The sequence below is a fragment of the Veillonella parvula genome (genome assembly GCF_032575955.1).
Classification (GTDB): domain Bacteria; phylum Bacillota; class Negativicutes; order Veillonellales; family Veillonellaceae; genus Veillonella; species Veillonella parvula_J.
On record NZ_JAWFXN010000007.1, the window covers coordinates 54,033 to 73,084 of the forward strand.

The 19,052-nt window shown below is 39.3% G+C and carries 19 protein-coding genes; 1 reads left to right on the forward strand and 18 read right to left on the reverse strand.

The window, feature by feature from the left end; genetic code table 11:
- Positions 1-56: 56 nt before the first annotated feature.
- The 6 genes from E7L28_RS07130 to E7L28_RS07155 all read right to left on the reverse strand — a co-directional run bounded on the left by E7L28_RS07130 (position 57) and on the right by E7L28_RS07155 (position 7,761).
- The gene (locus E7L28_RS07130) at positions 57-2,231 is read right to left on the reverse strand and encodes an ornithine decarboxylase (protein ID WP_021147864.1); all 2,175 of its coding nucleotides are present in this window, start codon (positions 2,229-2,231) and stop codon (positions 57-59) included.
- A 556-nt stretch (positions 2,232-2,787) separates the two neighbouring features.
- Positions 2,788-4,302, reverse strand: coding sequence for a lysine--tRNA ligase (lysS, locus tag E7L28_RS07135; protein WP_316691684.1), 1,515 nt, complete (start codon positions 4,300-4,302; stop codon positions 2,788-2,790).
- A gap of 29 nt (positions 4,303-4,331) precedes the next feature.
- Entirely contained in the window at positions 4,332-4,805 is a 474-nt protein-coding gene (gene greA / locus E7L28_RS07140; protein ID WP_004695428.1) for a transcription elongation factor GreA, read from the reverse strand.
- A 123-nt stretch (positions 4,806-4,928) separates the two neighbouring features.
- Entirely contained in the window at positions 4,929-5,915 is a 987-nt protein-coding gene (gene dusB / locus E7L28_RS07145; protein ID WP_316691685.1) for a tRNA dihydrouridine synthase DusB, read from the reverse strand.
- Between the two features lie 94 nt (positions 5,916-6,009).
- The gene (locus E7L28_RS07150) at positions 6,010-6,777 is read right to left on the reverse strand and encodes a type III pantothenate kinase (protein ID WP_123138497.1); all 768 of its coding nucleotides are present in this window, start codon (positions 6,775-6,777) and stop codon (positions 6,010-6,012) included.
- Between the two features lie 9 nt (positions 6,778-6,786).
- On the reverse strand, positions 6,787-7,761 hold the full coding sequence (locus E7L28_RS07155; RefSeq protein WP_123138496.1) for a biotin--[acetyl-CoA-carboxylase] ligase: 975 nt from the start codon (positions 7,759-7,761) through the stop codon (positions 6,787-6,789).
- 171 nt (positions 7,762-7,932) lie between these two features.
- Here E7L28_RS07155 and E7L28_RS07160 point away from each other — a divergent pair, with 171 nt between their 5' ends.
- Positions 7,933-9,276, forward strand: coding sequence for a threonine/serine exporter family protein (locus tag E7L28_RS07160; RefSeq protein WP_004695419.1), 1,344 nt, complete (start codon positions 7,933-7,935; stop codon positions 9,274-9,276).
- Positions 9,277-9,329: 53 nt separating this feature from the next.
- Here E7L28_RS07160 and ftsH read toward each other — a convergent pair whose 3' ends face one another.
- The 12 genes from ftsH to folE form a co-directional block, all read right to left on the reverse strand.
- On the reverse strand, positions 9,330-11,258 hold the full coding sequence (ftsH, locus tag E7L28_RS07165) for an ATP-dependent zinc metalloprotease FtsH (RefSeq protein WP_123138495.1): 1,929 nt from the start codon (positions 11,256-11,258) through the stop codon (positions 9,330-9,332).
- Between the two features lie 88 nt (positions 11,259-11,346).
- The gene (gene hpt, locus E7L28_RS07170) at positions 11,347-11,892 is read right to left on the reverse strand and encodes a hypoxanthine phosphoribosyltransferase (protein WP_287517449.1); all 546 of its coding nucleotides are present in this window, start codon (positions 11,890-11,892) and stop codon (positions 11,347-11,349) included.
- Between the two features lie 23 nt (positions 11,893-11,915).
- The gene (gene tilS / locus E7L28_RS07175) at positions 11,916-12,914 is read right to left on the reverse strand and encodes a tRNA lysidine(34) synthetase TilS (RefSeq protein ID WP_004695413.1); all 999 of its coding nucleotides are present in this window, start codon (positions 12,912-12,914) and stop codon (positions 11,916-11,918) included.
- Positions 12,883-13,779, reverse strand: coding sequence for a Ppx/GppA phosphatase family protein (locus tag E7L28_RS07180; RefSeq protein ID WP_004698482.1), 897 nt, complete (start codon positions 13,777-13,779; stop codon positions 12,883-12,885). Before E7L28_RS07180 ends, tilS begins: the two co-directional genes overlap by 32 nt.
- A gap of 97 nt (positions 13,780-13,876) precedes the next feature.
- A complete protein-coding gene (locus E7L28_RS07185; protein ID WP_004695410.1) occupies positions 13,877-14,278 on the reverse strand; it encodes a S1 RNA-binding domain-containing protein in 402 nt (133 codons plus the stop codon).
- 69 nt (positions 14,279-14,347) lie between these two features.
- A complete protein-coding gene (locus tag E7L28_RS07190) occupies positions 14,348-14,680 on the reverse strand; it encodes an FtsB family cell division protein (RefSeq protein WP_004698500.1) in 333 nt (110 codons plus the stop codon).
- A 177-nt stretch (positions 14,681-14,857) separates the two neighbouring features.
- Complete coding sequence (locus E7L28_RS07195; RefSeq protein ID WP_316711567.1) at positions 14,858-15,805, reverse strand: L-lactate dehydrogenase; 948 nt, start codon at positions 15,803-15,805, stop codon at positions 14,858-14,860.
- A gap of 94 nt (positions 15,806-15,899) precedes the next feature.
- Positions 15,900-16,715 carry a hypothetical protein gene (locus E7L28_RS07200; protein ID WP_024060959.1) on the reverse strand — a complete coding sequence of 272 codons (816 nt, stop codon included), beginning with the start codon at positions 16,713-16,715 and terminating at the stop codon, positions 15,900-15,902.
- Between the two features lie 101 nt (positions 16,716-16,816).
- Positions 16,817-17,287 carry a 2-amino-4-hydroxy-6-hydroxymethyldihydropteridine diphosphokinase gene (gene folK / locus E7L28_RS07205; protein WP_004698513.1) on the reverse strand — a complete coding sequence of 157 codons (471 nt, stop codon included), beginning with the start codon at positions 17,285-17,287 and terminating at the stop codon, positions 16,817-16,819.
- On the reverse strand, positions 17,287-17,649 hold the full coding sequence (folB, locus tag E7L28_RS07210) for a dihydroneopterin aldolase (RefSeq protein ID WP_316691857.1): 363 nt from the start codon (positions 17,647-17,649) through the stop codon (positions 17,287-17,289). Before folB ends, folK begins: the two co-directional genes overlap by 1 nt.
- Complete coding sequence (gene folP, locus E7L28_RS07215) at positions 17,649-18,482, reverse strand: dihydropteroate synthase (RefSeq protein WP_316691856.1); 834 nt, start codon at positions 18,480-18,482, stop codon at positions 17,649-17,651. The genes folB and folP overlap by 1 nt, the downstream gene beginning before the upstream one ends.
- A complete protein-coding gene (folE, locus tag E7L28_RS07220) occupies positions 18,475-19,044 on the reverse strand; it encodes a GTP cyclohydrolase I (protein WP_004698508.1) in 570 nt (189 codons plus the stop codon). Before folE ends, folP begins: the two co-directional genes overlap by 8 nt.
- Positions 19,045-19,052: the final 8 nt, after the last annotated feature.

Consider the following 19,052-nt stretch of genomic DNA (forward strand, 5'->3'; position numbering starts at 1 on the left):
CTCCTTTTATCTTGTGTATTGTACCGCCGGAAAACCTCCGACGGTACACAGAGGAATTATTTTTCAAATTCTTTTTTCAACACATAACCGAATGCTTTCTTCGTTCCATCCGGCTGTTCCGTAATGTATACGCCTTGAATTTCCGGAGCAAATCCAGGTAATTTGTTGATGCCTTCTTCCAACGCCAAGAAGTAATCACAAGCAGTTTTTGACCAACATTCGCCCGGTTGTACGCACAATACCCCTGGAGGATAAGGAAGCGCACCTTCAAGAGCGATGCGCCCTTCCGCTTCGCTCAACGGTACAAGTTCACCTTTGCCGCGCTGGAATTCAAAATTAGCTTCCTGAGGATTCATAACATATTCCGGGAAGTAATCATATAAGAACAATCGTTGTTGCAAGATACTTACATTCCGGTCTTTATAGAAGTCATGCATTTCCTGACATAGCTGACGAATGTGATATCCCTTGTATTTATCCAAGTGGCTGTAATAAATGGACGGCAATACATCTTGCATAGGTGCATCAGCTTCAATCAATTGTTCAAATCGGACAAGTTGCGCCACTAAATCATCCATCTTCGTCTTTGTTTCCGCCGGTGTCATCAAGAACAGAATGGTATTCAAGTCACATTTTTCAGGAATGATTCCGTTTTCACGCAAGTAGTTTGCAAGAATATTGGCATGAATACCGAAATCTTCGTATTCACCCGTTTCCACATTAATACCCGGTGTAATCAATTGAAATTTACAAGGATCTATGAAATATTGACCTTTGCCATAGCCTTTAAAGGAATGCCATTTCGCATCCGGTTCAAATGCGAAGTAATCCACATCCTGTGCCATTTTCTTTGTGTCGCCGTCTTCCCACTTTTTACCATGTACAACCGGTGGTACTAACGGACGTAGATATTTACAGTGTTTCAATACGGCTTTACGAGCTTCGATAACCGTTTCCACACATTCAATCCATAATTTTTTACCCGCTTCGCCTTCATGCATTTTTGCATTTACGTCAAGGGCTGCAAACAACGGATAGAACGGTGATGTAGAGGCATGCATCATAAACGCATTATTCAAACGTTTATGATTTACATAGCGGTCTTGCCCCTTAATATGCTTATCCTTCTTATGAATCTGAGATGTCTGTGAGAAGCCCGCCTGCTGCTTATGAACGGATTGAGATACCAGGATACCAGGATCATCAGGACCAAGTTCCAAAAGCAACGGACTGCAGTCTTTCATCATAGGGATAAACTGTTCATAGCCGACCCAAGCGGAATCAAAGAAGATATAATCACAGAGATGTCCGATTTTATCGACTACCTGACGCGCATTATAAATGGTCCCGTCATACGTTCCCAATTGAATAACCGCCAACCGGATAGGCCGCTTTGCCTTTGCTTTCTTAGGATCTTTTTCAGCAATCAGCTTGCGAATATATTTTTCATCAAAGCAATGTTCTAAGATACCGCCGATGGACCCGAACGGATTACGTGCCGTTTCAAGATATACAGGTGTTGCGCCGGACATGACGAGCGACCCGTGACAAATCGATTTATGATTATTGCGATCGTATAAAACAATGTCCCCAGGAGTAAGTAATGCATTTAACACGACCTTATTAGAAGATGATGTTCCGTTCAATACAAAATATGTTTTGTCCGCATTATACACCTGTGCAGCATGTTGCTGAGCCTCAACTGCGGAACCTTCATGAATCAGAAGATCACCTAACTTAACGTCCGCATTACAAAGATCGGCGCGGAATACATTTTCTCCGAAGAAATCATAGAAAGCACGTCCTGCAGGATGCTTGCAGAAGAATTGCCCCCCTTGATGCCCCGGGCAGTCAAATTGAGAATTACCGTCCTCTACGTAATTTGCCAAGGCCTGGAAGAATGGCGGTAACATAGATGCTTCATATTTTGCAGCAGCCGCTTCAATCTGTCGTTTATATAAATCAAAATTTGTAGTTGATCCGTCGATAACACGTTCCACCTTACCGATAAAAGGAGAAATATCTACAGACTTATCAAACACAACCAAGAAAACCGGTATACCAAAGGATTGTACCAACTCATTTTCAAGTACATCTGTATCGGACTCGCTAATGACGATGGCCCCCACATCGGTAAAATCAGTTTGACTAAGCTCCACATTTGTACGCCCTTCCATAGAACCGAAGTAGAATTGCGCCTTATGAGAGAAAGCAATTTTTAAATGTTTCATGATGTGTTTCCTCCTAAATTATGTTAACAACGATAATTTAAAGAATATAACTTACACATAGGGTTGATTTATAAAATTTATTAATGAATTCACCTTTACTAAATACACCTCCTTGTTTTAAAGGTAATTCACGTATCTATATTTCTATCTTAACATCTGAATTTTTCATTTAAAAGTGTTTAATTATACACATATATCATAATTATACATTGTGCATGATTTAAATGTATAATCTATACTATTACAGGTATGTGTAAATTTAATCACATATATCTCTATAATATTGGAAAATCAACGATAAATACTATATATCCATGTTCTTTTATTTCATCACAAAGTAAATCAAAATTTTTTATGTATATCATAATGTAATCATAGATAATCCGTACACCATTTTTATATTATATATCTAATCACACTTCATATATTTATTAATCAACATTATAAGAGTTGATAAAAGCCCGTATCAAAGTGTTTGATACGGGCTTTATATCGATTTTTTTTGTATGCTAAACAGCAAAAAGCTCACCACCATACACGGTAGTGAGCTTTAGAATTAATCTTCTTCAGCTTCAAAATGCTTAGGAGCTTCTGGTTTCATCAATGGGAACAATAATACATCTCGAATAGATGCAGAGTCTGTTAAGAACATAACAAGACGGTCGATACCAACACCAAGACCAGCTGTTGGAGGCAAGCCGTACTCAAGAGCAGTAACGAAATCCTCATCCATACGATGAGCTTCATCGTCACCCGCTTCACGTTCTTTCAATTGATCCAAGAAACGTTGTTTTTGGTCGATTGGATCATTTAACTCGGAGAAGCCATTTGCCAATTCACGACCATAGATGAAAGCTTCAAAACGTTCTGTAGCCAATGGATTTTCACGACTTGCTTTAGCAAGTGGAGAAATCTCTTTAGGATGACCATATACAATAGTTGGCTGAATCAAGTTTTCTTCTACATAATCTTCAAAGCAAAGATTTAAGATTTTACCAATACCATCATTTTCTGTGTATTCTACATTTAAGCGATCAGCAATAGCACGAGCTTCTTCTATAGTTGTGACTGCATCAAAATCTTCACCAGTGTATTTTTTTACACCTTCAGCCATTGTGATACGATTCCAAGGAGGAGTCAAATTAATTTCTGTACCTTGGTATGTAATTTCTTGTGTACCAAGTACTTCTTGAGCACAGTAGGACACAAGATTTTCTGTTAAGCGAATCGCATCCTCTACATCGCCATAGGCTTGGTACGATTCGATAGTAGTAAATTCTGGATTATGACGATTATCGATACCTTCGTTACGGAAGCAACGGTTCATTTCGAACACGCGGTCCATACCACCAACGATTAAACGTTTTAGATACAATTCTGGTGCAATACGCATGTAAATATCGATATCAAGCGCATTATGGTGAGTGATAAATGGACGTGCAGCAGCCCCACCAGGGATAGCATGCATCATCGGTGTTTCCACTTCCATGAAGCCATCACACATCATGTATTCGCGAATCTTAGCAACGATTTGAGAGCGTTTTACAAATGTATCACGCACTTCAGGATTTACAATCAAATCAACATAGCGTTGACGGTAACGAAGTTCTGTATCCTTTAATCCATGCCATTTTTCTGGTAATGGACGTAAAGACTTAGATAACAATGTTAATTTGTTAACTTTAATGGTAACTTCACCGGTATGAGTTTTAAATACGTGACCTTCTACGCCGATGATATCACCGATATCAAGCATTTTAACGTATTTATAAGCATCTTCGCCCAATACATCTTTACGGAAGTATACTTGAATATCACCAGATTTATCACGAATATTCGCAAATGCCGTTTTACCATGGGAACGGATTGTCATCAAACGACCTGCAATAACTACAGGCTGGCCATCATATTTCAAGAAGAAGTCTTCTTTAATATCTTTTGCGTAATCTTTTACGACAAAACGTTGTCCAAATGGGTAAATACCATCAGCTTCATATTCGGCTAATTTATCGCGGCGAATTTGCATTTGCTCATTCAGCTCTTCTTGTATATTTTTAATTTCTTCACTCATGTTATCGCCTCTTTGTCGGTAATTGTAAATTATTGGATTGCTAACACTTTGAATGTTACAGGACCATCTGGTGTGGAAACCTCTACTTCATCGCCCTTACGTTTACCCAAAATAGCTTTACCTACAGGAGATTCATTAGAGATACGATTGTTAAATGGATCCGCTTCAGAGGAACCAACGATAACATATTCCAATTCATCGTTGTACATAGTGTCAAGTACAGTAACTTTACTACCTACAGATACAACGTCACCTTTAACAGATTCATCGATGATTTTCGCAGTGTTAATCTTATTCTCTAACTCTACAATATGACCTTCAATAAAAGCTTGTTCATTTTTTGCATCATCATATTCAGAGTTTTCACTGATATCGCCATATTCAATAGCAGTTTTAATACGTTCAGATACTTCAATACGACGTACAGATTTATAGTACGCTAATTCTTCTTCTAACTTCTTTAAACCTTCGGCGGTGAGTAATGTTTCTTTTACGTCTGCCATGGGTACCCCACTCTTTCTACATATAAATAATAAGAAAAAGTGTCATAGTAAGATGACACCTTATCTTTTGTTTCTAAATTATCTCAACCATTATATAAAAATACTATTCATTTGTCAATCTGACTAACCTTCAGACAATATTTTGCGATACGTTTCTAGTTCATTGTGAAAGCTCGTTACAGTATGAATTGTATTCACTCGATTGCGCCAATATGCAGATTCCGGAAGTCCCTTCATATACCAGCCCGCATGAGTGCGTATCTCCTTAACGGCCATACTTTCACCCTTGTATTGGCATAACAAGTCAAAATGCTTTAATAACATATCTAGACGCTCTATATCGGTCGGTGCAGGTAACACTTCACCAGTAGCTAGATAGTGGTGAATGCGATCAAATATCCAAGGGTTCCCTTGTGCCCCACGCCCTATCATTACAGCGTCACAGCCTGTTTCATCAAGCATTTGCTTAGCATCTTCAGGCTCCACAATATCACCATTGCCAAGTACAGGTACAGATACCGCTTCTTTCACAGCTTTAATATAAGACCAGTCCGCATGTCCACTATACATTTGCTCCTTTGTACGCCCATGTACGGCAATAGCAGCCACACCTGTAGACTCAATGCGTTTTGCAAAATCCACGACATTAATAGAGTCACTATCCCAACCGATACGCATTTTTACAGTAACAGGTACATCAACAGCCTCAACAGCAGCTTCTGCAACACGCGCCGCTAGATCAGGATTTTTCATAAGTGCCGAACCATCGCCAGAGGTAACTACCTTTTTTACAGGACAGCCCATGTTTATATCTACAATATCGGCACCCGCATCGGCCACAACCTTAGCCCCCAAAGCGATTGCTTCTGGATTAGAGCCAAAAATTTGCATGGATACAGGACGTTCTGCATCTTCAATGCGCAATAATTCATGAGTACGTTCATTCTTATATTTAATGCCCATAGCACTGACCATTTCGGTACATACCAAGGCTGCACCATGTTCTTTAGCCAGTAGTCGATACGCAATATCGCTAACCCCTGCCATAGGCGCTAATATGGCTTGACCATCAATTTTGACAGCCCCAATTTGCCACTGTTTATTATTCATATAATTCTATATCCCCTAATAAAAAAGGTACAGCATAAGCTGTACCCGAATGTACACTACTTCGTTACATATACGTAACTATATTATAGTAGCATTATTTATTTCTTTCGTAAATAAGGCGTAAGCCTTCTAATGTAAGCATAGGTTCTACATGGTCAATACAGTCTGTAGCACTGCTAATAAGTTGTGCCAAACCACCTGTAGCCACTACAGTTACATGATTTCCCATTTCTGCTTTCATACGAGACACGAGTCCTTCTACTTGCCCTACATAACCGTAGAACATACCAGATTGCATAGAAGACACCGTATTTCGGCAAATGACTTGCCCCGGATCTCTCACATCGATACGAGGCAATTTGGCTGCCCGTTGAAATAGAGCTTCTGCAGAAATGGTTACCCCTGGACTAATAACCCCGCCCATATAATCACCATTACCTTGTACCGCACAATAGGTAGTAGCCGTACCAAAATCGATGATAATTAAATCGCCCTTATAAAGCTCATGTGCTGCTACGGCATTTACAATACGGTCAGCCCCTACTTCACGAGGATTATCATACTTAATAGCGATGCCAGTTTTAGTGCCTGGTCCTACAATAAGAGGATTTACATTAAAGTAGCGCAAACACACGCGCTCTAATGTAGGCATTAATGGTGGTACAACCGAGGAGATAATGATAGCATTAATATCTTTTACATCAACCTTACGGTCGTGAAAGAATAAGTTCATCATCAGCATGCCATATTCATCGGTGGTACGAACCCGATCTGTGGAAATACGCCAGTGACCCACAAGTTCTGTCTTGTCGTATACACCGAGAACAATATTGGTGTTTCCCACATCAATTACTAATAACATTAATGCCTCCTATTTACGCGGACGAATTGATACGTCCCCTGCCACAATACGTTTAATTGTCCCATCTGGGATTCTTACTAATAAATTACCATCTTCATCAATATCTGTAGCTGCCCCTTCATAGGTATTGCCAGGAGCACGCACTTCAATTTCTTCACCGAGAGTAACAGATAATTGACGCCATTCATTAAGGGTTTCGTCAAAGCCACTATCGAGCACTTCATAATATTGATGTTCTAATTCTTCTAATATAAGTCTAAATGCTTCTGTGCGCTCAATATCAATATCTTCCATCGCAAGGGATGTAGCAATTAATTTTAACTCTTCTGGTAATTCTTCTTGTTTTGTTTTTACGTTGACCCCAATGCCCATTACAATATGAGAAATTTCTTCCATAGAACCAGACATTTCAGTCAAAATACCTACTAGCTTACGACCATTCACAAGAATATCATTAGGCCACTTTATCCCCGCATCAGTGAGTCCCATCTTATGAAAGGCCTTTGTTAAAGCCACTGCAGCCATCAAAGTACACTTTGGAGCCTCTACAGGTGGAAAATCAGGGCGTAAAATCAAGCTAAACCACAAGCCCTTGCCAAATGGAGAATACCAACCACGAGATAAGCGCCCACGACCAGCAGCCTGTTCCTCAGTAACCACAACCGTGCCTTCTTCTGCACCTTGTTGAGCTAAACGACGAGCTTCTAAGTTCGTAGACTCCGTAGTATCCATATAAACATATCGTTTACCAAATACATCTGTTTTTAAGATTTGTTTCATTGCCAAGGGGCTCAACAAATCAGGTTCTTCCAATAATCGATACCCTCTCTTGGTATAAGATTCAATTTTGTAGCCTTTTTGACGTAACGCCTTGATATGTTTCCAAATAGCTGTGCGCGAAACATGGCAGGCTTCGGACATATCTTGTCCCGATACGAAACTACCTTGGTTTTGTCTCAAGAATTCTAGCACTTCATCACGCATAGTTTAGAGCCCCTTTCTTTGTCAACCTAGGTTTACAATTCGATTGTACAAGTGTACCTTGTAAAATGCAAGGATTATTTAAAATAATTAATGGTATAATGTATATAGTATAAAGGTATACATAAAAAAATAGATAACAATAATGCTATCTATTATCCTTCGGAGAGATATATGAAACAGTTTACATTAGAAGAGAAAAATCAAGTTTTAGAGAACCCTTTTATCCATATTCATCGAAAACTGGATGTACTACTCAATATAGGGAAGTTACTAATGGAATGTGGGGCAAATACAAATCGAATCATTGAGGAAATGCTAAAAGCTGCAACATTTATGGGAATTCCTCATGATTACTTAAATATCCATATTTCATATACCACTATTATGGTCAATCTATTACACAAAGAACGATCCATAACGGTCTTCAGAAAAACACCGGTTCATATTCCGAATATGGCTATGATCAATGCCGTATCAAAGCTCACATGGCGCGCATTTGAGCGACATTACTCACTAACGACCTATGAACGACTAATTGCCAAACTGGATACAACTATACCAACGTATCCAAACTGGATAAAAGGACTAGCTTGTGCACTAGGATCAGCAGGTCTTGCATACCTCTACAGTGGCGATATCATCGCATTCATTGTTACCATCATATGTTCTAGTATTGGTTATTTTACGCGCACCCTATCAGGCAGATTAGGTCTTAATGAATATGTAGGAATCGCATTAGGCGGATTTGGTGCCATGATATCGGCTTACGCTTTTTATAGTCATGTAAATAATGAATCCTTACTATATGTACTCGTTTGCTGTACCTTGTTCATGATTCCTGGGGTACCATTGATCAATTGTGTCATCGATATCATTAATAATCATATTTTATCGGGCATGACACGCGCTATAAGAACACTACTCATCGTGGGTAGCATGACTTTAGGTATGGCTATGGCACTCTACTTTAGCCCTGCACCAGCATTTAATTTTGTTGATATTAAACCTCATGTTATTTCCATAGAGCAAGTTATCGGTTCTTTTACAGCTGCGGCCGCTTTTGCGGTACTTTTTAATGCTCCTGTCAGACTATTAGTATCCATTGGTATTGGTGGCGTACTATGTGTATGTATTCGCAATATACTATCCGTAGAATTAGGATTTTCTACACCAGGTGCTACCTTTATTGGTGCTGCCATTATGAGTATTATTTTTGTAAAAGTTTCTACTTGGTTAAAAACATCTAGCACTATCATTATCGTACCGTCTGCCATCGCATTAATGCCCGGTATATTGTACTACCGATTTCTCTTCGACATGTTACACATCAATGCATTAAATGATGCTAGTCTAATCCTTATGATACAAAATGGTGTAACTGGCACATTTACAACTATAGCTATAGCAATCGGTGTAGCTATACCAAATGTTTTGGCACAAAAATATTTGCAAAAACTAAAAGAACAACGCATGACAGAACTTCTTGCCACACGTCATATAAACGATGGACAGTAAAAAAGAGCTAGCCTTTTTAGAAGGCTAGCTCTTTTTCATTTGGACAAAATCCATTATTTAATTTCATTAGATGATGCTTCACTAAGATCTGCTACAGTACTAGTTGTTTCTTTAGCATCAACACTATCTGGTACTACGCTACCTTCTACTTCAGAAGCTACTTTAGGCTCCTCAGCTTCAGGTTCTTTTGTTGTACCATATTTGTAAAGATTATCTACCGCTTTCGCATCGATTGTTTCCTCTTCTAACAAAGCATTTGCCATGTCATGTAAGAATTTTTCATTATCGCTAAGAAGTTTTGTTACATCTTTATAAGCTTCTTCTACGATACGATGAATTTCAGAGTCGATTTTCGCAGCGATTTCTTCACTATAGTTGCGCTCATGGCCCAGGTTTTTTCCTAAGAAGATTTGTTCTTGTTGTTCACCAAACACGATAGGACCAAGCTCATCGCTCATCCCCCAACGCGTTACCATAGCGCGAGCAGTATTAGTTACGCTTTGCAAGTCACCTGAAGCGCCTGTACTGATTTCATCTAAAATCAAGGCTTCTGCAATTCGACCACCAAGAGCGACTCGAATATCTGCTAATAATTGAGATTTTGTTTTGTAGTTTTGTTCCTCAGTAGGAAGCATCATAGTGTATCCACCAGCTGCACCACGAGGAATAATTGTTACTTTATGAACAGGATCTGCATGAGGCAATAGATGTGCTACGATGGCATGACCAGATTCATGGTATGCTGTTAATTTACGATCCTTATCGCTCACAATATGACTGCGGCGTTCAGGTCCCATGCTAACCTTTTCACTGGCTTCTTCAACTTCAGCCATAGTAATTACTTTTTTGTTAAGACGAGCCGCCAAAAGAGCTGCTTCATTTAACAAATTGCTCAAGTCTGCACCAGTAAAGCCTGGTGTTTTCTTCGCAATTATTTTCAAGTCTACATCGTCAGCCAAAGGCTTATTACGAGCATGAACTTTCAAAATTGCTTCACGGCCGCGTAGATCTGGACGACCTACAATAACTTGACGGTCAAAACGACCTGGACGCAAGAGTGCAGGATCTAGAATATCTGGGCGGTTTGTTGCAGCGATAGTAATAATACCTTCGTTGGCACCAAAGCCATCCATTTCAACGAGCAATTGGTTTAATGTTTGTTCACGTTCATCGTGACCACCACCAAGGCCAGCACCACGTTGGCGACCAACCGCATCAATTTCGTCTATAAAGATGATACATGGGGCGTTCTTTTTCGCTTGTGTGAAAAGATCACGCACACGAGAAGCACCAACACCAACGAACATCTCTACAAAGTCAGAACCAGAAATCGTAAAGAATGGTACCCCTGCTTCACCAGCAACAGCTTTAGCGAGTAATGTTTTGCCTGTACCTGGAGGTCCTGCCAATAATACACCTTTCGGAATTTTAGCACCGATAGTTGTAAATTTGCCTGGATCCTTTAAGAACTCTACTACTTCTTCTAATTCTTGTTTTGCTTCTTCAGCGCCAGCTACATCTTTGAAGCTAACCTTTACATTGCCTTCACCCATCAATTTAGCACGGCTTTTACCAAAGTTCATCACTCGGCCACCGCCACCTTGCGTTTGTTGCATGATGAAGAAGAACAATACTACCAAAATAATAATTGGAATAGCAGAACCTAACAAGCTCATCCACCAAGCTGGTTGCTCAGGTGGAGCTGCAGTAATTTCTACACCATTATCTTGTAAAGTTTTGATTAACGTTTCATCAGTTGGCGCATAAGAATTGAATTCTGTTCCATTTTTTAGTTTACCTTTAATACCATGATCATTGGTAATCGTTACGGACTCAACCTTTTTCTGTTGTACTTGTTGAATAAATCCTGTATAACTGAGTTCAGATTTATTCGCACTTTGACCAGAGAAAGCGTCAATGGCGATAACGAAAGCGGCAATGATAAGTAAATAAAGGACGATATTTTTAGTAAATCGACCCAAAATATTACCCCTTTCAATAATAGTTTAGTGGCATAAACGAATTGAGTACATCTCGTTGAGAGATGCACTCATATATTATATCATATTTTTAATCTTGATACATTTCTTCCTTTAAAATACCTATATAAGGTAAGTGACGATATTTTTCTGCATAGTCTAAACCATAGCCGATAACAAAGTAGTCAGGGATGACAAACCCCACATAGTCTACTTCTACATCCATTTTACGGCGTTCAGGCTTATTCAACAACGCTGCAAGGCGTACACTTTTAGCTCCACGAGCATGTAAATTTTCTAGCAAGTAATGTAATGTTGTACCCGTATCTACAATATCTTCTACAACGAGTACATGCTTTCCTTCTACAGAGCGATCCAAATCTTTTAAAATTCGAACTACCCCTGTACTTGTTGTACCGCTGCCATAGCTAGAGCAAGAAATAAAATCGAAGCTTACATCCACATTCTCATCGATAGAACGAGCTAAATCTGTAAAAAAAACGATAGCACCTTTCAATACCCCTACGAGAACTACGGATTCCCCTTTATAGTCAGCACTGATTTGATGACCTAATTCAGCCACACGTTCCTTTAATTGTTCCTCTGTATATAAAATATCTTTTGCATCTTGATGCATCTATATGACCTCCGCAATTCATATTAATGTTTGCAATATACTTTTATTGTATCACATTGAGCACTTACTTTTATACTTTTTATATTGAAAGTTTTCTTTTCCCCAGTGTTAACAATGTCGAGTAATTGCTCTTGATGAGCAGTGGTAAGCTTGATTTCAGGATCAAAGATGCTCACCAGTCTTTGCCACAATCGACGTTGGATAGCCAACGGCTTCTTACGTAACCCCCTACGAGATATAAACGCGCCCTCATCAGAGATAGTTACTAACTCATCAAACGCCATATCCGTTAAATTAGAAATAAGAGAAATGTCTTCGCGTACAGAAGCCCCTAGCCTTACTATAGCATCGATAACGATAGGATTAATGGCTTTTAACTCAGGTATAATGCGATGACGAATTCTATTTCTTTGATATCGCACATCCTCATTTGTACTATCTATACAGTAAGAAATATCTTTCTCTTTTAAATATAGAAGTAATTCTTCTTTTGTGACATCTAACAGAGGTCTTACTACTGGAACAATATAATCATTACTAACAACGGCCATGCCTGTCAAACCATTAAGTCCAGTCCCTCTAATAAGATGTGCTAAAATTGATTCTGCTTGGTCATCTTTATGATGAGCTACTGCAATATAGTCATACCCCTCAGACTGTGCTATACCGGTTAGCCATTGATACCGAACTTGGCGGCCTATAGTTTCCTCTGATAGCTTTTGAGCTTGACTCAATTTAGGCACGTCAAAGACAGCCGTATAAAATGGCAGTCCTAGCACGTCCGCTTGATTTCGTAACCATAGGACCTCATCCTTACTTTCAAGACGAATACAATGATCTACGATAGCAACTCCAAGCTCATATACTGTATGGCGATGTGTAGCAATATCTTGCAATAAATGCAATAAAGCCATCGAATCAGGACCACCAGAACAAGCTACCAAGATACGACAATTCTCAGGAAATATATCATGTAATTTTAAAGTGTGATTAACGGTTCGAATGAGTGCTTTCACATTCACGGGCCATCGCCTCCATACCATCTTGGTCGCTCACAAATACATGAGGGACCTCATAGGAATCCATAAAGGACGTTAAAATCTCTGCCCCAGCAACAATAATGTCGGCACGCCCAGCGGGTAAACCTTTTACTTGTAGTCTCTCATCACGACTCATATACCGCAATTTCATAATAATGCCTTCCACTGTTTCACGGCTCAATTTATGACCTTGTACCTTTGTGCCATCATAATGGTCTAAACCTAAATCAATAGCAGCCAAGGTTGTTAGGGTTCCTCCAATACCGATAAATTCACCAAATTCACCTTCAATCCTCATCGGGTCCCAAAGAAAACGAGTTTCCTCCCACACTCGTTGAGGCCCTTCGTCAGATATAGATTGAAGGCGTACCGCTCCCACAGGATAAGAACGACTCCAGTACACTCCGTCCTTGTTACCTAATGCAAGTTCTGTACTACCTCCACCAATATCAATGGTCGTATAATGACGTCCATCCTTTAATTGATCTCCTAACGCACCATTAAAACCATAAATAGCCTCCTCAGCACCAGATAAAATTCGCCACTCCATAGGACAGTATTCATTAATACGTTCCATAAATGCAAGTCCATTGGCTGCTTCACGAACAGCACTCGTCGCAAAACCAAAGCAATAGTCAGCACCGTATTCATTTGCTATTTTTTGTATATCCGTAAAGGCTTGATAGGATGCTTCCATGGATTCATCTCGCAAGGTACCATCTGTATTTCGTTGACCTAAACGGGTAGTCCACAACTGCTTAGGCTCATAACGCCACTCGTTATTCTCATAGGTAGCCAATAATAAACGCACCGAATTAGAGCCAATATCTATAATTGCTAACTTCATAATTGCTCCTTACATATAAATAGCATTTTTCTAATACTATTATAGCGTTAATACTCTATACATAAGTAAAGAGATGGCTAGATGCCATCTCTCACTATTAATCTCGACGACCACCTCGGCCTCCGCGTTTTCCTTCGGTATTGCGTTTTAAATCGTGTAATCGTTCATTGCTATCGCGCAAGAATGATTTCATCTTCGCTTCGAAAGACTCTATGCTTTGTTTCGATTGAACACGATGAGGACGTTTTTCTTCGTCCATCCCCTCTTTAGGTTGTGTTTGACGAATGGAAAGTCCTATTTTATTACCATCAATAGATAAAACCTTAACCTTTACCGGATCCTCAACTTTTAAAAGGGTATTAATATCTTCGATATATCCATGAGCTACTTCAGAAATATGAACTAACCCTGTTTGCTTTTCTCCTAAATCAACAAATACGCCGAATTTTGTAATACCTGATACGGTACCATCAATAATGTTACCAACTTCGATTGCCATGCAACCTCCTAATTAATGCGGAAACCTTAAACTACAAACTGATGCAAAGAAAAAATAATAGAATACACTCTATTTTACATATGGTACTTCACCAGGCTTTACCAATCCTAACTCCTCACGAGCAACCCCTTCTATGGTCTTTGGATCTTGTAACCTAGCCTTTTCCTGTTCTAACTCTTCATTTCGCTGCTGTAACTCTTGCAATTGTTGCTCTATATGTTGTTTTTCTTGATATACAGCCACCAAGCGATAAGCCTGCCCTAACAGTAACAGCACCATAATCCCTATGCCAATTCGCTTGATCCACATGAGGATAATACGCTGGTCCTGTGCTTTGCGATTAGGACGAACCCGTTTGCGTGGCCTTTTTGGGCGTTGTACATCCATAGTGTCCTGAGTCATAATGTCCCCCAAATATTCATCATCTGTATACTGTCATTTTTAGATTATACCACATAACAGAGCTTGGGACTAAAGAAAATTACAGATATTTCTCATTAAGAACGGTAACATAAATCCGTATAAATTTAAAACTCCATATGCAATGTAAACTTTCTATATACAAAAGTAAATATCCACTTACATAGCCTCAGCCTTTGCAACATGTTCACGAATGACAGCACAAGAAGCTTTAAATAAGGCTAGCTCTTCATTAGTTAGTTGCAGTTCAAAAACATCTTCGATACCATCTTTACCAATAACAGCAGGAGTAGATGCAAATATTCCTTCTTCTCCATATTGTCCATTTAAATAACAGGAGCAAGGCAATACCTTCTTTTCATCATGGAATACGGCGCGAATCAATTCTGTGGTAGCACTCGCAATACCAAACTCCGTAGAGCCTTTACCAGCTAGTACATGATAGCCACCAATTTTAACATCATCTAGTACTTTTGTATGGTCAAGTTTAGGAAATCTATGAGGTAGCTCTCGATATAATTCTAAAAGTGGTTTACCTTGTACACAGACATGGGACCACGGCACCATGGCACTACCTCCATGTTCACCTAAACAGTAGGCCGTAATAGAGCGATTACTAATAGTAAAGATATGAGCTAATTCTTTTTGCAATCTAGCTGAATCTAGAACGGTTCCCGTTGAAATAATACGCTTAGGATTCCACTCAAGATGTTTACATAAATAGGTAGCTACTACATCAGCAGGATTAGAAATGGAAATGATGAAACCTTGAAAAGAAGACTGCTTAATACGTGGAATAACGTCTTCTAGTACAGCCACTGTTTCACCAAGGCTCTCAAGGCGATCTTGATACAAATTCGGCAAAGGTCCCGCACTAAAAACGAGAATATCACAATCTCCACATTCTTCAATAGGACCTGATGTAGCAGCTACTTGATGTGGGATATAGCTAACGGCATCATTAATATCCATAGCTTGCGCTTGAGCTTTTTTCTCGTCAATATCCATCATATATAATTCATCAACCTCACCTTGTAAGGCCAAAGAAAATGCCACATGAGAGCCTACATGTCCAGTACCAATAATACCTACCTTGCGTAACTTCATAAGAGCCTCCATACCTTAGCATAAAACGATAACATATCCTCAAATGCCAATCATTTAAATCACGTATATCCGTATATGATTTACCTTAATAGAATCATAACTCATTTAAATTCATCTCATCCAAATTGAGTGGGAACAAATCTTTTTCTTCCATCGCTTGAGGAGATTTTTCTAAATATTGTTTACGCATAGACCATAAGATATCCAAATCTTTAGGATCTAATTTGGATAATGCATATATCATAATAAAATCAGAACCATAATGTCCACGTAAACTATCAGGCACCCCCTTAGAGCCTTCACCACTAATGCGATTATTAAAAAAGCCTTGGATACGACGATTATCTAAATCTATAATAATAAAACCTGATCCATCATACACATATAATGTATGATTAACACGTTTTAATGCACGTACTGTATTCGTAATAAAATACTGGTCCTTCAAATCAATGAGAGACGACTCATAACCAGAATGGTAAAAGTCACCATAATAATGGGCCCCTCCATCGGTAGAGTCCAACAAACTTTTAAATTCGTCTTGCTCATCATTACTGAAGTCAGACAATGCTTTTACCTTTGTTATATTCCGTAAACCTCGTTGGTAATCACCCGATTTAGGAGGTTCTATATGTTGCCCTCTAAAGGTAATGGGCATCAAGCGAAGTGTATTATCAGATAAATTATAAATCCCTAGTCCTTCATAACCTAAGAAATACACTTGCGATCCACTGGTCTTCATAGCTAATATTCGTTTTGAAATAATGGCATCACTAGAATTAACCAGTGTATGCGCTTCTGGATCAATACGTACTGTTTTGCTATCATAATTTGCCCCTACAGCAAGCCAGTAAGATATGCCCATTATAATAAGTGCCAGTACAAATAATCCAATACGTTTTATATTCATCTACGCTCTCCATGACTCCCCAATCATAAAACGTAAAAGCATGCGTACAATATGCATCGTGTTTACAATGTATCTAACATTAGCTTATATACGATTCTAGCTTATACCTCCAATTGAGATAATCGGTCGGCAACCTTAACCCCTTTATATGTGAAAGTTGGTAACAGCTGAGATAGCGGTTCTAGTACAAAATTACGATTCCAAAAATGAGGATGCGGTATCACAAGACTTTCATCACACAGAGAAATCATTTTCCCCTCTGTATCATACACTAAAATAATATCCAAATCTAATGTGCGAGGGCCCCAATGAATCAATCGTTTTCGTCCAGCCGCCTGCTCTAATTGCTGAATAAGGCTAAGCATTTGATGTGGTTCTAGAGTGCTTTCACAAGACCATACGCCATTAACAAAGGTATCTTGTTCCGTATATCCCCACGGCTCAGTTTCAATAAGAGAAGAAGTGACTAGCTTAGAAATTGCCCCATGTTGTTGTAAGGATTGAAAAGCAGAATTGATGTAGTCACTCTTGTCCCCTATATTCGAGCCTACACTGATGTAATAGGTATACATCAAATTTGTCCTCTTGTAGTGATAACCTCAACATAATCCAAAATACCTGAAATCGGTACAGATGGTTTACGCACCGTTACAGAGAGACCTACAATACCTTGATAATGTTGGTACAAGGAATCGGCGATAAGCGCTCCCAAGCGCTCTAGGAGATTATGCTTCTCACCAGTCATGATAGATTCAACAATCTCGTATACCTCTACATAATTGATGGAATCCTCTAATTGATCACTTTGACCAGCCTTTGTTAGATCAGTTATTATTTCTACGTCTACAAAAAATCGTTGTCCTTGTTCTTGCTCAGATGCCAAATTTCCGTGGTATCCGTAGAATGCCATATTTTTTAAAACGATTTTATCCATTATTCACCTCGTAATAGTCCATCCGCTACAGCTAAGGCGCGTTTATGCATTTTCACATTGTGAACACGAACCATATCGATGCCTTGGAATACGCCTGTAATACAAGCAGCAACGGTACCTTCATCGCGGTCTTCTGGAGGCAATCCGCCTAACATAGATCCGATGAAACGCTTGCGGCTCGGAGCAAGCAAAACAGGATATTCATGAGCTGTTAGCTCACCTAAACGCTGCATAACTTCAATATTTTGCTCTTCGGTTTTTCCAAAACCAATACCTGGATCGAGCCAGATTTGTTGAGGTGTTATTCCTTCCTTTATGGCTTTATCGATGGCACAAAAGAAAAATGCTTTCATATCTTCAATGATATCACCATAATTTGTATCATTGCTGTTATGCATGATAATAACAGGTACATTATATTTAGCCGCTACCGCTGCCATATCAGGATCATAATGTAATCCCCATACATCATTTAAAATATGTGCCCCTTTTGAGAAGGCATATTCTGCGGTTTTAGCATGATATGTATCGATAGACACAGGAACTGTAGAGGCCTGTAAGACAGGCTCTATTAATAGAGATAAGCGTTCTATTTCCTCGTCTGCGGTCAAAGGTGTAGAACCAGGGCGTGTAGATTCAACGCCTAAATCGATAATATCTGCACCATCTTCAATCATTTGTTTTACATGAGCAATAGCTGTTTCTGGTGTATTAAATTTCCCCCCATCAGAGAAGGAGTCAGGTGTACCATTCAGTATACCCATGATAAGGGTACGATCACACAAAGATAAGCTTTTGCCATCATTCCATGTATAATTTCTACGTTTAAACATTTACCTGTCCTCCGCCTAACATTGCCAACGCTTCATCTCTTAATGTGCCCTTTTCGGCTAATACGCCTCGGCTTTCTAATGTAATAACCTTTGAATCTTGCTGCATGGTCCCTTTGATGAGCATACACAACTGAGTCGATGTAATGCGTACAAATACGCCATGAGCAAATAAATCATTCATAATCGCATCAGCTAATTCAGATGCTAACCGCTCTTGTAATTGCGGTCTACGGCTGAGGATATTCACGATATCTTGAAACTTACTAAGTCCTGCCACACATCCATCCTTAGGTTGGTACACGATATCTACGGTACCAAAAAAAGGCAATAAATGATGCTCACACATGGAGTAAAACGGAATCCCTGTAACTGCTACGAGACCTTTATAGTCTGTACTAAAAGTCTCTCCCCATGCAGCTTTCGTGTCTAATCCTACACCGCTGAATAATTCACTATATAATTCTGTTACACGACTTGGTGTCTTCTCTAATTCTGGTGCCTCTGTATCAACAGATAAAGCCTCTAAGAATTGCTTTATCCCGTCCTTTGCACGTTGATTCATCGGTCCTC